General features: G+C 73.0%; 18 protein-coding genes and 1 riboswitch. Of the genes, 11 read left to right on the top strand and 7 right to left on the bottom strand.

Annotated features, from left to right (window positions below):
* Window positions 1-75 precede the first annotated feature (75 nt).
* Both O9K63_RS10850 and O9K63_RS10845 read right to left on the bottom strand, forming a co-directional pair.
* The gene (locus O9K63_RS10850) at window positions 76-1,053 is read right to left on the bottom strand and encodes an NAD(P)H-quinone oxidoreductase (protein WP_277237746.1); all 978 of its coding nucleotides are present in this window, start codon (window positions 1,051-1,053) and stop codon (window positions 76-78) included.
* Window position 1,054: 1 nt separating this feature from the next.
* Window positions 1,055-1,387, bottom strand: coding sequence for a DUF4235 domain-containing protein (locus O9K63_RS10845; RefSeq protein ID WP_277242310.1), 333 nt, complete (start codon window positions 1,385-1,387; stop codon window positions 1,055-1,057).
* Between the two features lie 131 nt (window positions 1,388-1,518).
* Window positions 1,519-1,620, top strand: a riboswitch (TPP riboswitch).
* 85 nt (window positions 1,621-1,705) lie between these two features.
* On the opposite strand from O9K63_RS10845, the gene O9K63_RS10840 reads away from it, so the two are divergent.
* The 3 genes from O9K63_RS10840 to O9K63_RS10830 all read left to right on the top strand — a co-directional run bounded on the left by O9K63_RS10840 (window position 1,706) and on the right by O9K63_RS10830 (window position 5,305).
* Window positions 1,706-2,350 (top strand): ECF transporter S component, encoded by a 645-nt coding sequence (locus O9K63_RS10840; RefSeq protein ID WP_277237744.1) that lies wholly within the window; start codon window positions 1,706-1,708, stop codon window positions 2,348-2,350.
* Between the two features lie 47 nt (window positions 2,351-2,397).
* The gene (locus tag O9K63_RS10835) at window positions 2,398-4,644 is read left to right on the top strand and encodes an ATP-binding cassette domain-containing protein (RefSeq protein WP_277237742.1); all 2,247 of its coding nucleotides are present in this window, start codon (window positions 2,398-2,400) and stop codon (window positions 4,642-4,644) included.
* A 166-nt stretch (window positions 4,645-4,810) separates the two neighbouring features.
* On the top strand, window positions 4,811-5,305 hold the full coding sequence (locus tag O9K63_RS10830; RefSeq protein ID WP_277237740.1) for a flavodoxin family protein: 495 nt from the start codon (window positions 4,811-4,813) through the stop codon (window positions 5,303-5,305).
* Between the two features lie 85 nt (window positions 5,306-5,390).
* On the opposite strand, the gene O9K63_RS10825 is transcribed toward O9K63_RS10830, so the two are convergent.
* Window positions 5,391-5,948, bottom strand: coding sequence for a cupin domain-containing protein (locus O9K63_RS10825; RefSeq protein WP_277237738.1), 558 nt, complete (start codon window positions 5,946-5,948; stop codon window positions 5,391-5,393).
* A 153-nt stretch (window positions 5,949-6,101) separates the two neighbouring features.
* Between O9K63_RS10825 and O9K63_RS10820 the strand changes: the two genes are divergently transcribed.
* Window positions 6,102-6,881 carry a helix-turn-helix transcriptional regulator gene (locus O9K63_RS10820; protein WP_277237736.1) on the top strand — a complete coding sequence of 260 codons (780 nt, stop codon included), beginning with the start codon at window positions 6,102-6,104 and terminating at the stop codon, window positions 6,879-6,881.
* A gap of 89 nt (window positions 6,882-6,970) precedes the next feature.
* Here O9K63_RS10820 and O9K63_RS10815 read toward each other — a convergent pair whose 3' ends face one another.
* The 3 genes from O9K63_RS10815 to O9K63_RS10805 are packed head-to-tail and all read right to left on the bottom strand — an operon-like array spanning window position 6,971 to window position 9,052.
* A complete protein-coding gene (locus O9K63_RS10815) occupies window positions 6,971-7,540 on the bottom strand; it encodes a hypothetical protein (RefSeq protein ID WP_277237735.1) in 570 nt (189 codons plus the stop codon).
* A 41-nt stretch (window positions 7,541-7,581) separates the two neighbouring features.
* Window positions 7,582-8,454 carry a hypothetical protein gene (locus O9K63_RS10810; protein WP_277237733.1) on the bottom strand — a complete coding sequence of 291 codons (873 nt, stop codon included), beginning with the start codon at window positions 8,452-8,454 and terminating at the stop codon, window positions 7,582-7,584.
* A gap of 13 nt (window positions 8,455-8,467) precedes the next feature.
* On the bottom strand, window positions 8,468-9,052 hold the full coding sequence (locus tag O9K63_RS10805; protein WP_277237732.1) for a DinB family protein: 585 nt from the start codon (window positions 9,050-9,052) through the stop codon (window positions 8,468-8,470).
* A gap of 135 nt (window positions 9,053-9,187) precedes the next feature.
* Here O9K63_RS10805 and O9K63_RS10800 point away from each other — a divergent pair, with 135 nt between their 5' ends.
* The 7 genes from O9K63_RS10800 to O9K63_RS10770 all read left to right on the top strand — a co-directional run bounded on the left by O9K63_RS10800 (window position 9,188) and on the right by O9K63_RS10770 (window position 14,078).
* The gene (locus tag O9K63_RS10800; RefSeq protein WP_277237730.1) at window positions 9,188-9,889 is read left to right on the top strand and encodes a DUF1361 domain-containing protein; all 702 of its coding nucleotides are present in this window, start codon (window positions 9,188-9,190) and stop codon (window positions 9,887-9,889) included.
* 97 nt (window positions 9,890-9,986) lie between these two features.
* A complete protein-coding gene (locus O9K63_RS10795) occupies window positions 9,987-10,421 on the top strand; it encodes a universal stress protein (RefSeq protein ID WP_277237728.1) in 435 nt (144 codons plus the stop codon).
* A gap of 139 nt (window positions 10,422-10,560) precedes the next feature.
* Entirely contained in the window at window positions 10,561-11,001 is a 441-nt protein-coding gene (locus tag O9K63_RS10790; protein ID WP_277237726.1) for a universal stress protein, read from the top strand.
* 132 nt (window positions 11,002-11,133) lie between these two features.
* Window positions 11,134-12,333, top strand: coding sequence for an MFS transporter (locus O9K63_RS10785; protein WP_277237725.1), 1,200 nt, complete (start codon window positions 11,134-11,136; stop codon window positions 12,331-12,333).
* Window positions 12,334-12,380: 47 nt separating this feature from the next.
* Window positions 12,381-13,082, top strand: a complete 702-nt coding sequence (locus O9K63_RS10780; protein ID WP_277237723.1) for a DsbA family oxidoreductase — start codon at window positions 12,381-12,383, stop codon at window positions 13,080-13,082.
* A 22-nt stretch (window positions 13,083-13,104) separates the two neighbouring features.
* Window positions 13,105-13,620, top strand: a complete 516-nt coding sequence (locus O9K63_RS10775; RefSeq protein WP_277237721.1) for a mycothiol transferase — start codon at window positions 13,105-13,107, stop codon at window positions 13,618-13,620.
* Window positions 13,617-14,078 carry an SRPBCC family protein gene (locus O9K63_RS10770; RefSeq protein WP_277237720.1) on the top strand — a complete coding sequence of 154 codons (462 nt, stop codon included), beginning with the start codon at window positions 13,617-13,619 and terminating at the stop codon, window positions 14,076-14,078. The genes O9K63_RS10775 and O9K63_RS10770 overlap by 4 nt, the downstream gene beginning before the upstream one ends.
* A 92-nt stretch (window positions 14,079-14,170) precedes the next feature.
* Here O9K63_RS10770 and hrpB read toward each other — a convergent pair whose 3' ends face one another.
* Window positions 14,171-16,678 (bottom strand): ATP-dependent helicase HrpB, encoded by a 2,508-nt coding sequence (gene hrpB / locus O9K63_RS10765; protein ID WP_431190319.1) that lies wholly within the window; start codon window positions 16,676-16,678, stop codon window positions 14,171-14,173.
* Window positions 16,679-16,799 lie beyond the last annotated feature (121 nt).

Genomic DNA, 16,799 nt, shown 5'->3' with positions numbered 1-16,799 from the left:
GCGCCCACCTCGCAACTGCTTAGGCTCCTGCGAAGGGGGAGGTGCCCACCTCGCAACTGCTTGGGCTCCTGCGCGTCAGGGGGTGAGCAGGATCTTGCCGATGTGGCCGCTGGCCTCGAGCTCACGGTGCGCGTCGGCCGCCCGGTCCAGCGGGTGGGTGCCCTGGATGATCGGGCGGACAGCGCCGTCGTCGATGAGTGGCCACACGTGCTCGCGCACGGCGGCGACGATGGTGGCCTTCTCCTCGGGCGGACGGGCCCGCAGCGAGGTCGCGATGACGGCGGCACGCTTGCTCAGCATCTTCCCGAGGTCGAGCTCACCCGTGCGACCGCCCATGAGTCCGATGACGACCAGCCGGCCGTTCGTTGCCAGGAGGTCGACATTGCGGGGCAGGTACTTCGCGCCCATGACGTCGAGGATGACGTCCGCGCCGTGCCCGTCGGTCGCGCTCCGGACCTCCTCGACGAAGTCCTGCTCGCGGTAGTTGACCGCGATGTCCGCGCCGAGCTCGCGACAGAAGGCCAGCTTCTCCTCGGTGCCGGCGGTCACGGCGACCGTGGCTCCGGCGGCCTTGGCCAGCTGGATCGCCATCGTGCCGATGCCCGAGGAGCCGCCGTGGACGAGGAAGACCTCACCCGGCTGCAGGTTCGCGGTCATGAAGACGTTGGACCAGACCGTGCAGGCCACCTCGGGCAGCCCGGCCGCATCGCGCACGGAGACACCCCGGGGGACCGGCAGCAGCTGGGCGGCCGGCACGAGGACCTGCTCGGCGTAGCCGCCGCCGTCGACGAGCGCGCAGACCTCGTCGCCGACGGACCAGCCCTCGACGTCGGGGCCGACCTCGCGGACCGTGCCCGAGACCTCCAGACCGGGAAGGGGGGAGGCCCCCTTCGGCGGGGGGTAGAGCCCCTTGCGTTGCATGATGTCGGCCCGGTTGACCCCCGCGGCGACCGTGTCGACGACGACCTGCCCCGACTGCGGGCGGGGGTCGTCGACCTCGGTGGCCTGCAGGACGTCGGCGTCCCCGGGCTTGGTGATCGAGATGCCCCGCACGTCAGGAGCGCTTGCGGCTGTGCTTGCTGATCTCGTCGGCGTTGCGACCGCCTTCGCTCAGCTCCTCCTCGATGTCCTCGCGCATCGGCTTGGGCAGGTGGCCCGCCGAGCGCTGGTAGATCGCCGCTGCCTGGCGGGTGGTGAAGGTCCTGGCCAGACCTGCTGCCACCCCCGCCAGGGCCGCGTAGGCCAGCGCCTCGCGGAACGGGATGTCCGGATTGGTCGGGTCGATCTCGGAGTCGTGACCGGCCTTCTTCCAGATGATCGTGATGACCTTCTTCGACACGATGCCGGCGACGATCGCCGACCCCGTGCCGAGCAGCTTCCAGACCATGTTGCCCACGTCGGTCGTCCCTTCGTCTCGGGAAGGCGCAGCGGGTGCCGCGCCAAGTACTCGTCGTGCACAACACTGCCACAGGACGGGCCGCGAGCACTGGCCATCGCGCGCACAGCGGGTATGCTGGAGGGGCACGACAGGGGAGCGCACAGCGCTGAGAGTGCGGGCAACCGCAGACCCTCGTACCTGATCCGGTTCGCACCGGCGTAGGGAGTCGAGTCTCAAGGGCCCTCGTCGATGCCGAGGTCCCCGGGCCGCGGTCATCGGCGACGGGAACCCTCCCTGTGGGTTCATCGACACAGGAGAAGCACCCACATGACCACCACCAAGCCGACGGACCACGTCCGTGCCGGCACCGTCCGCGCCACCCGTCCGTTGATGGGCTGGCGCACCGTCGACCTGCTGACCGTCGCCTTCCTCGGCGTCGCCTTCGGCGTCGCCTACTGGGGCTACGGCCTCCTCTACAACGGCCCGATCTCCGCGCTCGGACTGGCCTTCCAGCCGCTCTTCGGTCTCTTCGTCGGCTTCTGGTTCATCGCCGGCATCGTCGGGGGGCTCGTCATCCGCCGTCCCGGCGCGGCCCTGGCCTGCGAGCTCATCGCCGCGACCGTCTCCGCGCTCTTCGGCAACCAGTGGGGCGTGACGACGATCGTCTCCGGCCTCGCCCAGGGCATCGGCGCCGAGCTGGCCTTCGCGATCTTCGCCTACGCGTCCTTCGGCCCGATGGTCGCCCTCCTGTCCGGTGCCCTCTCGGCGCCGCTGGAGTGGCTCTACGAGATCGGGACCTACTTCCCCGACTGGACCTGGACGTGGAAGCTGGCCTACCTGCCGCTCATGGTCGTCTCCGGCATCGTCATCGCCGGCCTCGGTGGCTGGCTGCTCACCCGGGCGCTCGCCCGAGCCGGCGCGCTCAACCCCTTCCCGCCGGGCCAGGAGGTCCTGGAGCAGAGGGCGGTCTGACCGCGGTGACCGTGACACGTCGCCCGCCCGCTCCGCCGGGTGGGGGTGTGCCCGCCGAGGAGTCCTCCGCGCGCACACCCCCACCCGTCGAGGGCGGTGCGGTCGAGGTCCGCGGCCTGACCTGGCGCCCGATGGGCCGTCGGGAGCCGGTGCTGCGCGACCTCGACCTGACCGTGCCCGCGGGCCAGCGGGTGCTGCTCGTCGGCCCGAGCGGGTCGGGCAAGTCCACCCTGCTGCGGGCCCTCGCGGGTCTGCTGCTCACCGTCGACTCGGGAGACCTCTCCGGCACCGTGCGCCTCGACGGGCACGCACCGGGCGAGCGGCCGGGGTCGGTCGGGCTGGTCCTGCAGGAGCCCGGCTCCGGCACCGTCGCCGCCACGGTCGGCCGCGACGTCGCCTTCGGCCTGGAGAACATCGCCCTGCCCGCGGAGGAGATGCCACCGCGCGTGACGGCTGCGCTCGAGAGGGTCGGCCTGGGCCACCTGCCGCTGGACACGCCGACCCACACCCTCTCGGGCGGGCAGACCCAGCGCCTCGCCCTCGCCGGGGCCCTCGCGCTGCGACCGTCCCTGCTGCTGCTCGACGAGCCGACCGCGATGCTCGACGATGCGACCGGCGCGGAGGTACGCGATGCCGTCATCGCCGCCGGCGAGGGGCTGACCACCGTCCTCGTCGAGCACCGCATCGGGCCCTGGGTCGACCTCGTCGACCGGATCGTCGTCCTCGACGTCGACGGCCGCATCCGCCACGACGGCGCCCCGGGACGGGTGCTCACCGAGCACCACGACGAGCTCGTGGCCGGCGGCATCTGGGTCCCGGGTGCCCCTGCGCCGGAGCCGGCGGCCATCGACCTCGGGCCGGTGCACCGGCCGCAGCCCGCGGGCACCGCCCTCGTCACCGCCGAGCCGTTGCGCGTCGAGCGGCGTCGTACCCGCCTCGACGGCAGCACGGAGGTCATGACCGCCCTGGCCACGGACGAGACCCTCACCGCCACCGCAGGCCGGACCACCGCGCTCGTCGGGCCCAGCGGCGGCGGCAAGAGCACCTGGCTGGCGGCGACGGCCGGGCTGCTGCCCCCTTCGTCAGGCCGGGTGGTGACGCACGACGGGCGCGACGTCGCGGACCTGCCGGCCGAGGAGGTCGCCGGCCGCCTCGGCTGGGTCCCGCAGTGGAGCTCCAGCGCGCTGCTCGCGCGCACCGTCCTCGAAGAGGTCATGCTCACCGGCCGCACACTCGGCACGCAGGACGAAGAACGGGCCCGTCACCTCCTCGAGGCGCTCGGCCTGGCCCACCTGGAGCGGGCCGACCCGCAGACGCTCTCCGGTGGTGAGCAGCGCCGCCTGGCGGTTGCCGCGGCACTGGCCCACGGCCCCGGGGTCGTCCTCGCCGACGAGCCCACGGTCGGGCAGGACCGCGGCACCTGGGCGGCCGTCGTCGGACTGCTGGCCGCCCACCGTGAGCGGGGCGGGGCGGTCGTCACCGCGACGCACGACCCCGACCTCGTCCGGCTCGCGGACGAGGTGCACACGGTCCTGCCCCCGCCGCCGCGCGAGGCGCCGCCACGCCCGCGGGCCGTGCTCTCGGCGTGCGGGCCGCTGTCCCTCTTCGCCGCTGCCGCCCTGCCGATCGTCGCGGCGGTGCTCTCGCCGGGGTGGCGGACGTCGCTCGTCGTCCTCGCCTTCCTCACGCTCGGCGCACTCGTCGGCCTCGCGAACATCCCCGGCACCGGACGCGGCTGGACCGTCGCCGGCCGCTGGCGTGGTCTGGCGATCCGCCTCGTGCCCGCGCTGCTCGGCGGCCTCGGCGTCGGTTGGTCGACGTGGCTGCTCGGCACCCAGGACGTCGGCGACGCGCTCTCGGCGGCGACGCGCATGCTCGTCATCGTCGTGCCGTCGGCGATCACCCTCGCCTTCATCGACCCCGACGACCTCGCCGACCACCTCGGCCAGCGCCTGCGGCTGCCACCCCGGCCGGTCGTGGCCATCGGTGCTGCCCTGCAACGGATCCAGTCCTTCGGGGCGGCGTGGACCGAGGTCGGCTGGGCGCGACGGCTGCGGGGCCGGGGCGTCAGCTGGCGGCACCCGCGCAGCGTGGTCGCGTACCTGTGGTCCTCCACGATGGGGATGTTGCTGCGCTCGCTCGGCTCGGCCGCGACCCTCGCGGTCGCGATGGACGCGCGCGGGTTCGCCTCGGCCGGGCGCCGGACCTGGGCGACCCGGGCCCCGTGGCGGCTGGGGGACACGCTCGTCGTCCTCCTGGCGTGCGTGCCGATCGCCATCGTCGTGCTGTCCTGACTTCGCGGTCGAAGGACGCGGGGCGGCCCTTGGCGCAAAGCCCGCACGACCGGTTGCAGCCGTCACCCGGGTGCACAGTGCGGGCTTCGGCCTGAGCCGGGCCACACCCGCCCCCTTCGCCCGCTCCGTCCTCGACCGACGGCGCGACAGAGGGCACGATGGAGGCATGGCACGCCTGCTCGTCGTCCACCACAGCCCGACCCGCTCGACCAAGGCGCTGCTCGACGCGGCGCTCGAGGGCGCGCGACACCCCGACATCGAGGGGGTGGAGGTGGAGGTGATCCCCGCGCTCGAGGCCACCGCCGACGACGTCCTCGCCGCCGACGGCTACCTGCTCGGGACGCCGGCGAACTTCGGCTACATGTCCGGGGCGCTCAAGCACTTCTTCGACTCGACCTTCCTCCAGGTCGGCGGCGCCCTCGACGACTCCGGGGGCGCGGGGGAGGGACAGGCCGGGCCGACCGCCAAGCGGCCCTTCGGGCTGTGGGTCCACGGCCGCTACGACGTCACCGGCGCCGTCCGCGCGGTTACCTCGATCGTCTCGGCGCTGGAGTGGAAGCAGGCGGCGGAGGTCCTCGAGGTCCTCGGCGACGTCGACGAGGACGCCACCGACCGCGCCACCGAGCTGGGCGGCACCCTCTCCGCGCTGCTGAGCAGCTGACGAGGGCCCCTGCCGGGGCTGCCCGGGCAGCCGACGAGGCCCCGCCGCGCTGCCGAGCAGCTGACGAGGCCCCGTCGTAACCGGCTCACTCCTCGAGGCCGCACCGCTCGTCCAGCTGCGCGTCCCGTCCCGGATCGACCATGACGGTCGGCTTCGGGCCACGGATGTCGAAGGTCGCCACGAGCGTCAACGGCTCGTCCGAGTAGTTGCGGGCCGTGTGCGCCGACCGGGGCGGCTGGAAGGCCGTACCCGTGGGCTGGCTCAGCCGCCGGCAGCCCGTGGTGAGAAGGGTCAGCTCCCCGCCCCCTGCGACGATGACGTACACCTGCCCGGGGTGCGTGTGCCAGTCCACACCGCCGCCCGGCGGGATGTGGATCTTCGCCGCGACGGTGGTGCGGTTGCTTCTCGCCGACCCCTTGGCCACGAGCTCGACCCGGTGACTCGGCGCGGCTGCGGCGCCGCTCTGGCCGAGCGAGGCGTCGTAGGCCGCCGCAGCGACACCCGCGGCCACCACCGACGGCGGGGGAGGGTCGATGCCGTGGAGCTCCGGTTCGCGCGCCTGGGCGGAGGTGGCCCCCGATAGCACGAGCCCGACGAGCGCCGCGGCGGTGATGATGCCCTTGGTTGGACTGTGCCTGTTCATGATCGTGTCCCTTGCTTCCCGAGCGACGCACCGTGCATCGCTCTTCGAGCGTGCGCCTGTGCCGGTCGGCGCACCATCTGCGGAATTGCGTGGTGCCGGACCGGCGCGAGGAGGACACTGAAAAGTGGTGGGGCACTCGTGGGGAGGCGCGGCATGAGCACACTGACGACCGAGGGCGACCTCCTGCTCATGGCTGAGCCACTGCAGGTGGTGACCGGTGAGGTCGGGTTGCCGACCCCGCTCCTGGAGGCTCTCTACCAGCTGGCCCCCTGTGACCTCATCAGCTTCAACCGGATGGACTCGGTGGCCCGCGCGCACGCCTGGCAGCAGGAGTACGACGGGGTCCGGACGACCCTCTTCCCTGCGCAGGCGGATGCCGAGGACGATCCGTTCTGGCAGCACTACTGGAGGTCACCGTGCAGCCTGTGCGACCGCACCGGCGACCTGGCGTCGGTGACGCTGACCGGGGACGTGGAGTCCGATCGCGAGTACCACGCCTCGCCCATGTACGTCGAGTACCTCGCGCAGTTCCCCGTGGAGCACGAGATGATGATGGTGCTGCCCGACGGCGGCCCGGGACGCACGCTGCGCCTGCTCTTCAGCCGAGGGCGAGGGTCGGGCTTCACCGAGCGGGATCGCTTCTACCTGCAGCTGCTGCGACCGCACATCGCCCGGGCCTTCGCGCGCGGTCAGGCGGCGCAGCACACGACTCCCGGGCTCACCCGGCGCCAGGTCGACATCCTGGGCCACGTCCGACTCGGGCGCACCAACCACCAGATCGGTCGTCGACTCGGGATCTCGGAGGGCACCGTCCGCACCCACCTGCGGGACATCTTCGAGCGGCTCGACGTGTCGTCGCGCACCGCGGCCGTCCTGCGGGCGGAGGAGGTCCTCGGCGCACCGCCGGTCGCGGTAGCGGACCTCATCCGGTGACGCCGGGGCAGTGCCCCTGCGCCACCCCCGACGGACGAAGGGGGACCCCACCGAGAGCGATGGGGTCCCCCTTCGTGCCCTGCCGGGGCTCAGGCGTGACGTGCGGTGTAACGGCTGTGGCGGGGGGCGTAGCGCGCGTTGGCGCGGCGCAGCGCAGCGGCCGCGACGACGACGAGCAGCGCGTAGGCCGCGATGGCCATCCAGCCCCCGACGAGGCCGACGGCGATGCCGATGGCGACCACGGAGACGACGACGCAACAGACGGCGATGAGGTTGCGGCGGACCGCCGCGATGGACTCGGGCGACGCGTGACGGCTGCGCAGGCTGTGTCCGACCGGGGGGACGACCCGCTCGAGGTCACTCTCCGGCACGGTCTCGGCCTCGGCCGGGGCGGCGTCGATCGTCGGGACGGTGGCCACCCGGGCCGCGGTCGTGGCGCCGACGGCCTGCGTCGTGGACGCGACCGGGTCCTTGCCGGGGGAGGCGGACTCCTCGACGGCGTCACGGAAGGCGAGGGTGGGGATGAGCGCGGTCTCGACCACGTCGTCATCCGTCGCGAGCATCGCCTCCAGGTCCTCGGCCGGAACGGTGCGCGCCCGGGAGACGGACGGCAGGGCGGTGGGGCCCGAGGTGGACGGCGTGGTGCTCGTGGTGCTCATGTGAACAACTATCTCTTGCGCTGAAAGCGAATTCGTGCATGTCAGTCGTGCGGGCGTGTCTCGAGGTCGGCGACCTTCTCGGTGGCCCGGGCGACCTCCTCCTCGAGTCGATCGACGTCGGCGGCGGCCGCCTCGAGGGCCGCGAGCGCCTCTGAGTGGGCGAGCCGCGCGGCGCCCAGGGCCCGCTCGTGCTCCCGCAGGCTCTCCCTGGCCTCGGCGAGCTCACGCTCGCGCGCGCGTTCCGCCGCTGCATCGGCTGTCGCCTTGGCCTCCGCCGCTGCGTGGGCGTCCTGGACGTCCTCTGCCTCCTGGGCATCCTCGCCCTTCTCGCCGTCCTCGGCCTCCGCGTCCTCGAGCTCGTCGCCCTCCGTGCCCTCTGGGTCGTCCTCGCCCTCCGGCAACGGCGGGACGAGCCGCAGCACCGCCACCGCGTCGTCGAGCTCGACCTCGCCGAAACCGGCGTAGGCCAGCGGCCGCAGCAGCCGTCCGGACGCGAGAGCGTCCCCGCTGGCCGGGTCCGCGAGAGCGGCCACCGCCGTCGAGGAGACCCCGTCGACCGCGCTCCCGCCGAAGGACGTGCCCGTCTCCTCCCCGCACCGGCGGGCCGCCGCGACGAGGGCCTCGATCGCCTCGCGGCGCTCCGGCCTCGCCGCGGAGAGGGCGGCTCCGTCCCCCTTCGCCTGGGCGGTGCGCATCCGCTCGCCGAGGTCGAGCAGGTCGGCGACCACCTCCGGCTCGGTGCGGGCGACCCGGTTGAGCAGCCACGCGACGACGGTCGGCTTGCGCAGGGTCTTCAGCTCACCGACGAGGTCGGGCGCCTCCTCCTTGGCCCGTGCCACGAGTCGGGTGCGCACGGCGACGAAGTCCGCCAGTGGCGCCCCGTAGAGCTCGTCCACCGCCTCGGCCAGGTCCATGACGCCGATCCTGTCAGCCGTGGGCCTCGGCGATCCGGGTGAGGCGCTCATGGCGGGCGGCCCAGCCCCCTTCGTCGAGCTCCGGCAGGTTGTCGCCGGGTGCGCGGTAGCCGGTGGCGCCGTCGATCTCCTCGCGCAGGATGTCGGCCTGGCCGGCGTGGCGGGCCTCCTCCTGGATGAGGTGGACGAGGATCTGCTGGAGCGTCACGGTGTTGCCGGGGCGCCACCACGGGACCGATCCGGACGCGTCGAGGGGCAGCGCCTCGATCGTCGCGTCCGCGTGGGCGAAGCAGGCCTCGACCCACTCGACCACCTCGGCCATCGACTCGTCCTCGGTCGCGAACAGGTCCGTGTCGTCCTCCACCGAGACCCCCGACGCGTCCCACGGCTGCGGCAGGTCGCTCGGCCGGCCGAAGGTCTCCCCGAAGTAGCCCAGCTCGCACGAGCCGACGTGCTTGTACAGACCGAGCAGATTGGTGCCGGTGGGGGTGCGGGGGAGTCGTGCGTCCCGCTCGGACAACCCCTCCAGCTTGAGGCGAAGGGCGTCCCGCTGGCCCCGGAGGGCCGCGTGCAGGATCGTCTTCTGGTCGTCGGTCATCGCTGCTCCTCGCGGGTCGGGTGCGTCCACCCTCCCACCGCCCGGCCGCGCACACCACGGGATCGCCGGAGCGTCCAGCGACCGTCCAGCCACCACCGCCCGGTCTCCCAGCCGGATCGCCTAGATTCTCTCCCGATGACCTCTGTCCCACGCCCCTTGCCGTGGATCATCGGCCTCACGGCGCTGCTCGGGGCCGGCTCCCTGCTGGCCTCGGGCCTGCAGGACGTGCGCGCGGAGATGACGGGGGCGCCTGCCTTCGCCTTCCTCCGCTGGAACCTCTTCCTCGCCTGGGTGCCGTACGTCGTGGCGCTCGTCCTCGTGTTGTTGAACCGGGTGCGGGCGCCGGGGTGGCTCCTGGCGGTCCCGGGTGTGGTGTGGCTGCTCTTCCTGCCCAATGCGCCGTACATCCTCACCGACTTCATCCACCTCGGGGCGATCCCGGGTGCGCCGGTGTGGTTCGACGCCCTGCTCATCGGTGCCTTCGCCGGTACCGGGTTGCTGCTCGGGATGGCCTCGCTGCTGCTGGTGCACGACGTGGTGGGGTCGCGACTCGGGGCAGTGGCCGGGTGGGTGCTGGCCATCGGTTCGCTGGCGCTGTCGTCGGTCGGGATCTACCTGGGCCGATTCCCGCGGTTCAACTCCTGGGACGTGCTCACCAACCCGGAGGGACTCGTCGGCATCGTGCTCCACCGGCTCGGCGACCCGCTCGGCAACCCCTTCCTGCTGAGCTTCGCTACCGCCATGACCGCCGGGCTCGTCATGTCCTACCTCGTGACGTGGACGCTCGGCCGGCTCGTCGTACGGCGGCCGATCGGGCGCGAATCCGGGGCGGCGTAACCCCCCGCTGGAGCCTCGTCCGGCTCTAGGCTGATAACGCGTCGACCGACGCAGATCCTCTCGTGATCGCGGATCCTTACAGGATGGATGGAGCCACATGGACGCCAAGCCAGTCATTGTCGGAGTCGACGGGTCCCAGGACTGCGTCCGGGCCACGAAGTGGGCGGCGGAGTACGCCAAGTACGTCGGGGCGCCGCTCCAGGTCGTGATCGCCTGGGAGGTGACCACGCTCTACGACGAGACGTTCTCCAGCAAGTGGGACCACACCGCCGTCGAGAAGAAGCACCGTGAGGTGGCCGACAAGGTCGTGAGCGAGGCGCTCGGCGACGGCGCGCAGGCCGACGTGCGCGTCGAGCACGGCAACGCCTCGGAGGTGATGGTCCGCGCCTCCCACGATGCGCAGCTCATCGTCGTCGGCAGCCGTGGGCACGGTGGGTTCACCGGCATGCTGCTGGGCTCGGTGAGCCAGCACCTCGTCACCCACGCGCGGTGCCCGGTCACCGTCCTGCCGCACGAGAAGACCAAGAAGTAGGAGCGGTTCGCTGGCCCACCCCTACTACGTGCGGTAGTATTGATACCGGGCGGGTGGTTCCGATCCGATGGGATCGGCAGGGCCGGCTCCGACCCGACGGAGGTGCACACCTTCGTCACGACACGGCAGGAGGGGCGACATGGCAGTGGAACCGATCATCGTCGGCATCGATGGGTCTGCGGACTCCGTCCGGGCGCTGACGTGGGCGGCGGAGTACGCCCGACTGGTGGACGCACCCCTCGTGGGCCTCGTCGCCTGGCAGCTGGAGCCCGTCTACGGGTACATGGCGATGACCAACTGGGAGACAGCCGAGTCCGTGGAGGGGGAGGCCCGCGAGATGCTGGCCGAGACCATCCGCACCACCTTGGGGGAGGACGCGCAGATCGAGCATCGCAGCGTGCGGGGGCACCCGGCGCAGGTGCTCGTCGAGGCATCGCACGATGCGCAGCTCGTGGTCGTGGGCAGCCGCGGCCACGGAGGCTTCACCGGGATGCTGCTGGGTTCGGTGAGCCAGCACGTCGTCACCCACGCGCGCTGCGCCGTCACAGTGATGCCGCACGAGGACCAGCACAAGAAGTAGGCGCCCAGCGCCCTCGACGGTGCGGGAGCGACCCGGGTGCGGTCGCTCCCGCACTGCTGTCCCCACGGTCCCGGCAGTGGCCGCACGGGCGGTGATTCGTCGCACCATCCGGCGGATGGCAGAGTACCGAGGGTGACTACCCGGGCCGCGACCGTGCAGGAGCGACCCCCCGTCCCCCGGGAGATCCTCGTCCTGGTGGCCGCGGCGTTCGTCATCGCCGTCGGCTTCGGGTTGATCTCCCCGGTGCTGCCGCAGTTCGCCCAGAGCTTCGATGTCACGGTCGCCGCCGCGACGGTCATCGTCTCCGCCTTCGCCTTCTTCCGTCTGCTCTTCGCGCCCGCGGGAGGCGTGCTGGTCACCAGGCTGGGCGAGCGACCGGTCTACCTCATGGGGCTGATCATCGTCGCGGTGTCGACGGGTGCCTCCGCGTTCGCGCAGTCGTACTGGCAGCTGCTGATCTTCCGCTCCCTCGGTGGCATCGGCTCGACGATGTTCACGGTCTCGGCGATGGCCCTGCTCGTGCGGATGGCCCCGCCGGTGATCCGTGGGAAGGTCTCGTCGCTGTACGGCAGCGCCTTCCTCATCGGTGGCGTCATCGGACCCGTCATCGGCGGCCTCCTCGGTGAGTTCGGCATGCGGGTGCCCTTCGTGGTCTACGGGATCGCGCTGCTCATCGCGGCGGGCTTCGTCGGCGTGATGCTGCGGGGCGCGCACATGCGACCCGACCCGACGAAGGCCGACCTGCCGCCGATGTCCGTGCGCGAGGCGCGGCACAACAGCGCCTACCGCGCGGCCATGGTCTCCGCCTTCGCCAACGGGTGGACGAACTTCGGCGTCCGCGTCGCCGTCCTGCCGCTCTTCGCCGTCGCCGTCGTCGGCGAGACCTGGGCCGCCGGTGTCGCGCTCGCCGTCGGTGCGGGCGCGACCGCGCTGACCCTGCAGTTCTCCGGTCGCCTCGCCGACACGGTCGGACGCCGTCCGCCGATCATGATCGGTCTGGCACTGAGCGCCCTCGGTATGGGCACGATGGGTCTGTCCGGTGGGTTGGTGCTCATCCTCGTGCTCTCCACGGTCCTCGGTGCCGGGGCCGGCCTGCTCAACCCGGCGCAGCAGGCGAGCGTCGCCGATGTCGTGGGCAACCACCGCTCCGGCGGCAAGGTGCTTGCGGGCTACCAGATGTGCCAGGACGCGGGCGGGATCGGCGGCCCGATCCTCGTCGGACTCGTTGTCGACTACGCCGGGTGGGGCTGGGCCTTCGCGCTGAGCGGGGTCATCTCGGCGCTCGCGATCCTCCCGTGGGTGCGCGCGCAGGAGACCTTGACTGGTCACTGATGGGGATGAGGCGGATGATTTCAGGCCCACCCGCTGTTGCTGCGGACATGCAGATCGACATCTGGTCCGACATCGCCTGCCCGTGGTGCTACATCGGCAAGCGCCGCCTCGAGACGGCGCTGGCCGATTACCCGCACCGGGACGAGGTGGGCGTGACCTGGCACAGCTACCAGCTCGACCCGACCCTGCCGGAGCACTACGAGGGCACCGAGGTCGAGTACCTCTCCTCGCGCAAGGGGATGGCCGCCGAGCAGGTGGAGCAGATGTTCGCGCACGTGGCCGAGCAGGCCGCGGGCGAGGGGCTGGCCTACGACTTCGACTCGCTCGTCGTCGCCAACTCCGCCCGCGCCCACGAGCTGCTGCACCTCGCCAGGGAGCGCGGTCTCGGCGACGAGGCCAAGGAGGCCCTGCTCTCCGGGCACTTCGAGCATGCCGCGGACATCGGTGACGTCGACACCCTCGTGCGCATCGGCACCTCCGTCGGTCTGGACGAAGGGGAGATCCGCTCGGCCCTCGCGGACGGCCGCTACAAGGCCGCCGTCGCCTCCGACATCGACATGGCCCGCCGGATCGGGGTGACCGGTGTCCCCTTCGTCGTCGTGGACATGAAGTACGCGGTCTCCGGTGCGCAGCCGCCGGAGGTCTTCCGCGAGGTCCTCGACAAGGCCTGGGGTGAGCGCGCCCCCGCCCTCCAGGTCGTCGACGGTGCCGGTGCCGACGCGTGCGGCCCCGACGGCTGCGCCATCTGAGCCGGCGGCGTAGCGTCGGGACATGACACCTGCAGAGCTGCTCATCGACGCCTTCGACCGCGTGCGCGACGGTGCCTTCGCCGTCGTCGACGGTCTGACCGAGGACCAGCTGGCACACCGGGTCACGCCCGACGCCAACTCGATCGCGTGGCTGGTCTGGCACGCCTACCGCGTCCAGGACGACCACATCGCCGACGCGGCCGGCCTCCAGCAGGTCTGGGCCGCGCGGGGGTTCATCGAGTTCTTCGACCTCGACCTCGACGAGGACGACACCGGCTTCGGGCACACCTCCGCGCAGGTGGCCCGGGTGCGCGCCCCCGCCGACCTGCTGGCCCGGTACGTCGAGGAGGTCCACGCGCAGACGGTGGCGTGGGTGGGCGGCCTGAAGGAGGCGGACCTCGACTGGGTCGTCGACACCTCGTGGGAGGAGCCGGTCACCCTCGGGGTGCGGCTGGTCAGCGTCGTCAACGACATCACCCAGCACATCGGCCAGGCCGCCTACGTGCGCGGCCTGCTCGGCGGGCACGTGTCGGTGTGAGCGAGGGAGCGGACGTGGCCGGTGAGTTCGTGGTCGAGGTCGAGGCCCCCATGGCTCCGGCGCAGGCCTGGACGCGCGTGTGGGACCTTGACCGGCACACCGCCGTCATCCCGCTGACGACGGTCGGGACCGTTCCGCCCGCGACGCGGCTCGGCGTCGGCGCGGAGTTCTGCGGCCGCACCGGGCTCGGCCCACTCGGCTTCGACGACCCGATGCGGGTCGTCGAATGGGAGCCGCCCACCACGGGGGCCGGCCGCGCCGTCGTGGTCAAGACCGGGTCCGTCATCGCTGGTGGGATCGAGGTGACGTTCACCCCCGACGCGGGCCGCACCCGGATCACCTGGCGTCAGCACGTCGAGCTGCCGTGGCTCCCTTCGCGCCTGTCGGGTGCGGAGCGACTCGCCGCTCGCCTCGTCGCACCCGGGTACCGCATCGTTCTTCGGCGTCTGCTCGCCTGACCGCGGCTGCGCCGCATGACGGGCCCCGACATCGCCAGTGTGGTCGGGCAGGGGTTTGAGGCGCGGCTGTGGCGTGTCGTCGCACCCGCGAGTCACATCCGCCGCTTGGTCCGTCCGGTGGCCGGCGCCGTCCACGGGTCCTCCGGCCAGGGGTGCTTGGGGTATCGACCGCGCATCTCGGCTCGCACCTGCGCGTACGGCCCGGACCAGAAGGAGGCGAGGTCGTCGGTGACCGCGAGCGGACGCCGCGCGGGGGAGAGCAAGTGGAAGAGCACCGGCACCCGTCCCTCGACGAGTCGGGGTGACTCCGCGAGCCCGAAGCACTCCTGCAGCTTCACCGCCACCACCGGTGCGGCAGAGGGCTCGTCGTGGGCGGGCCACGTGATCGCCACCTGCGACCCGCTCGGCACCGGCAGCCGCTCCGGCGCGAGCTCCTCGAGTCGCGTCGCCGCGGGCCACGGCAGCAGTCGACGAAGGGGGTCGGTCAGGTCGATCCTCGCGATCGGCGTCCCTGTCGCGATCCGCTGCAGCTCGGGGCCGAGCCACTCGTCGAGCCGTCCCGCGAGGGCGGCGTCGGAGACGTCCGGCCACGGGTCGCCGAGGTGGTGGTGCAGCACGGCCAGCCGGCGGCGCAGCGCGGCCGCGGTCGGTGACCACGCGAGGAGGTCCAGCCCCCGGTCGGCGAGGGCGCGGGCCACTGCGTCCGCCCCCGTCACGGCGTCCACCCGGACCGGGGTGGAGCTGAGCTCGATGGCGCCGATGGCGTCGACCTCGCGGGCCGTGACCCTCCCTTCGCCGAGGTCGGCCCGGGTCTCACGCACTCGCAACCCGGCTCCGGCGGTCTCGGCCTCCTCCCGGGTGAGGCCGGCGGCCAGCCGGATGACGGCGCCGGTGCCGGCCGCGACCCGCCCCTCGGCCCGGGCGACGTCGGCGACGACGATCCACTCGTGGTGGCGGACGGGGTTGCCCGTCGGCAGCGCCGCACGCGTCCCGGAGACCAGCAGGTAACTGGGGCCGTCCCCGACGCGTCTGGCGATGCGCCCGGGGTGGGCCAGGGCGACGACCAGACCCGTGGCGTCCGAGCGGGATGCATCCCCCTCGGCGGGCACGAGCCGGGTCAGGCGCTCGACCTCCCGGCGCCAGCGGGAGGTCTCGCGGCCACGACCGGAGCGCAGGTCGGCCACCAGCCGGCCGAGGTCGCCGTCGTCGCTGCGCAGGTCGTCGGCGAGCGCGGCGACGACCTCGGTGGCGGATCTCGTCCCGACGAGCAGGGCTCCCTCGAGCAGGGCGCGGGCCAGCCGTGGGTCCGCGGGCACGCGGGCGGCGGCGGTTCCGTCCGGGGTGATCCGGCCGTCGTCGTCGACGAGGCCGAGCCCGCGGAGGGTCGCCTCGGCCGCCGCGATGGCCGGCGAAGGGGGTGGTGTCAGCAACGGCATCGCCTCACCCCGGGGCGATCCCCAGGCCGCGAGGGTGAGCGCGGCCTCGGTCAGGTCCGCGGTCGTGATCTGCGGGGTGACGTGCTCCGGCGCCCGAGCCCACGCGGACTCCTCGATCAGCCGGACCGCGGTGCCCGGGCCCAGGCGCGCGGCGCGGCCGGCCCGTTGCGTCATCGAGGCGCGGGAGGCCTGGACCGTCACGAGCCCCGACATGTCGCGGGCGGCGTCCCGGCGCGGCTCGCGGGAGAGCCCCGCGTCGACGACGAGCCGGACCCCGGGGACCGTCAAGGAGGACTCCGCGAGATCGGTGGAGACGATGATCCGTGACGAGCTCTCTTCTCGTGCGCCGGTGGCCCGGTCTTGCTCCCGAGGACCGAGCCGCCCGTGCAGCGGGAGGACCTCGGCGCGCGGCACGAGCCCGCGCAGCTCCTCGACGACCCGGTCGACCTCCCGGGCGCCGGGGACGAAGACGAGGGTGTCGCCCTCGCCGTGGTGGTGGGCCGTGGTCGCGGCGACGTGGTGGAGGAACTCCCGCGTGACCCCACGGACGTCGGTGCGCGGACCAGCGGAGGGCGCCCACCGGATGTCCAGGGGGTACAGCGCGCCTGGGCTGTCGACGAGCGGTGCCGGTCCGGTGTCGTCGGCGAGGACCTCAGCGACGGCCGGGGCGTCGAGCGTCGCGGACATGGCGACCAGGGGCAGGTCGCGCAGCTGGCGGACCTCCGCGAGCATCCCGAGCAGCAGGTCGGTGTCGAGGGCGCGCTCGTGGATCTCGTCGAGGACGACCGCGGCCGTGTCGGTCAGCTCCGGGTCGGCGAGCAGGCGACGCACGAGGACGCCCGGCGTGACGAACTCGATCCGCGCGCCCCGCCGCAGCTGCCGGTCGCCGCGCACGGTGTAGCCGACGAGCTCACCGACGCCCGTCCCCGTGAGGTGGGCGAGGCGGTGCGCAGCGGCACGCACGGCGACGCGCCGCGGGCCGGTGACGACGACGCGACCGGGCACGCAGTCCGCGACGAGGGGCGGGGCGAGGGTGGTCTTGCCGCTGCCCGGTGGTGCCTGCACGACTGCGACGCCCCGGTCGGTGACGGCGACGCGCAGGTCGTCGAGGGCCTCGGCGAAGGGGAGTCCCTCACCGAGGGCAGCAGCGTCGAAGGGGGGCACTCGCACAGTCTCCCAACTGCCCGCCTGACGGCGTTGTGCACGCCTGGCCCCCGGTATTTCGTGGGCCGACCGCGCACTACGCCGTCAGGTCGAGCTCGAAGAGGCGTGTCGTGGCAGCGAG

Origin of the sequence: Janibacter cremeus, from assembly GCF_029395675.1 — a bacterium.
Classification (GTDB): domain Bacteria; phylum Actinomycetota; class Actinomycetes; order Actinomycetales; family Dermatophilaceae; genus Janibacter; species Janibacter cremeus_A.
This window is presented reverse-complemented; position numbering and strand designations above follow the sequence as displayed.

What these genes read in the sequence shown, in the direction of transcription:
- O9K63_RS10845 (WP_277242310.1), bottom strand. Translation starts at nt 1,387, where the DNA reads ATGGTCTGGAAGCTGCTCGGCACGGGGTCGGCGATCGTCGCCGGCATC.
- O9K63_RS10790 (WP_277237726.1), top strand. Translation starts at nt 10,561, where the DNA reads ATGGCAGTGGAACCGATCATCGTCGGCATCGATGGGTCTGCGGACTCC.
- O9K63_RS10830 (WP_277237740.1), top strand. Translation starts at nt 4,811, where the DNA reads ATGGCACGCCTGCTCGTCGTCCACCACAGCCCGACCCGCTCGACCAAG.
- O9K63_RS10825 (WP_277237738.1), bottom strand. Translation starts at nt 5,948, where the DNA reads ATGAACAGGCACAGTCCAACCAAGGGCATCATCACCGCCGCGGCGCTC.
- O9K63_RS10800 (WP_277237730.1), top strand. Translation starts at nt 9,188, where the DNA reads ATGACCTCTGTCCCACGCCCCTTGCCGTGGATCATCGGCCTCACGGCG.
- O9K63_RS10780 (WP_277237723.1), top strand. Translation starts at nt 12,381, where the DNA reads ATGCAGATCGACATCTGGTCCGACATCGCCTGCCCGTGGTGCTACATC.
- O9K63_RS10820 (WP_277237736.1), top strand. Translation starts at nt 6,102, where the DNA reads ATGAGCACACTGACGACCGAGGGCGACCTCCTGCTCATGGCTGAGCCA.
- O9K63_RS10805 (WP_277237732.1), bottom strand. Translation starts at nt 9,052, where the DNA reads ATGACCGACGACCAGAAGACGATCCTGCACGCGGCCCTCCGGGGCCAG.
- O9K63_RS10810 (WP_277237733.1), bottom strand. Translation starts at nt 8,454, where the DNA reads ATGGACCTGGCCGAGGCGGTGGACGAGCTCTACGGGGCGCCACTGGCG.
- O9K63_RS10775 (WP_277237721.1), top strand. Translation starts at nt 13,105, where the DNA reads ATGACACCTGCAGAGCTGCTCATCGACGCCTTCGACCGCGTGCGCGAC.
- O9K63_RS10840 (WP_277237744.1), top strand. Translation starts at nt 1,706, where the DNA reads ATGACCACCACCAAGCCGACGGACCACGTCCGTGCCGGCACCGTCCGC.
- O9K63_RS10815 (WP_277237735.1), bottom strand. Translation starts at nt 7,540, where the DNA reads ATGAGCACCACGAGCACCACGCCGTCCACCTCGGGCCCCACCGCCCTG.
- O9K63_RS10795 (WP_277237728.1), top strand. Translation starts at nt 9,987, where the DNA reads ATGGACGCCAAGCCAGTCATTGTCGGAGTCGACGGGTCCCAGGACTGC.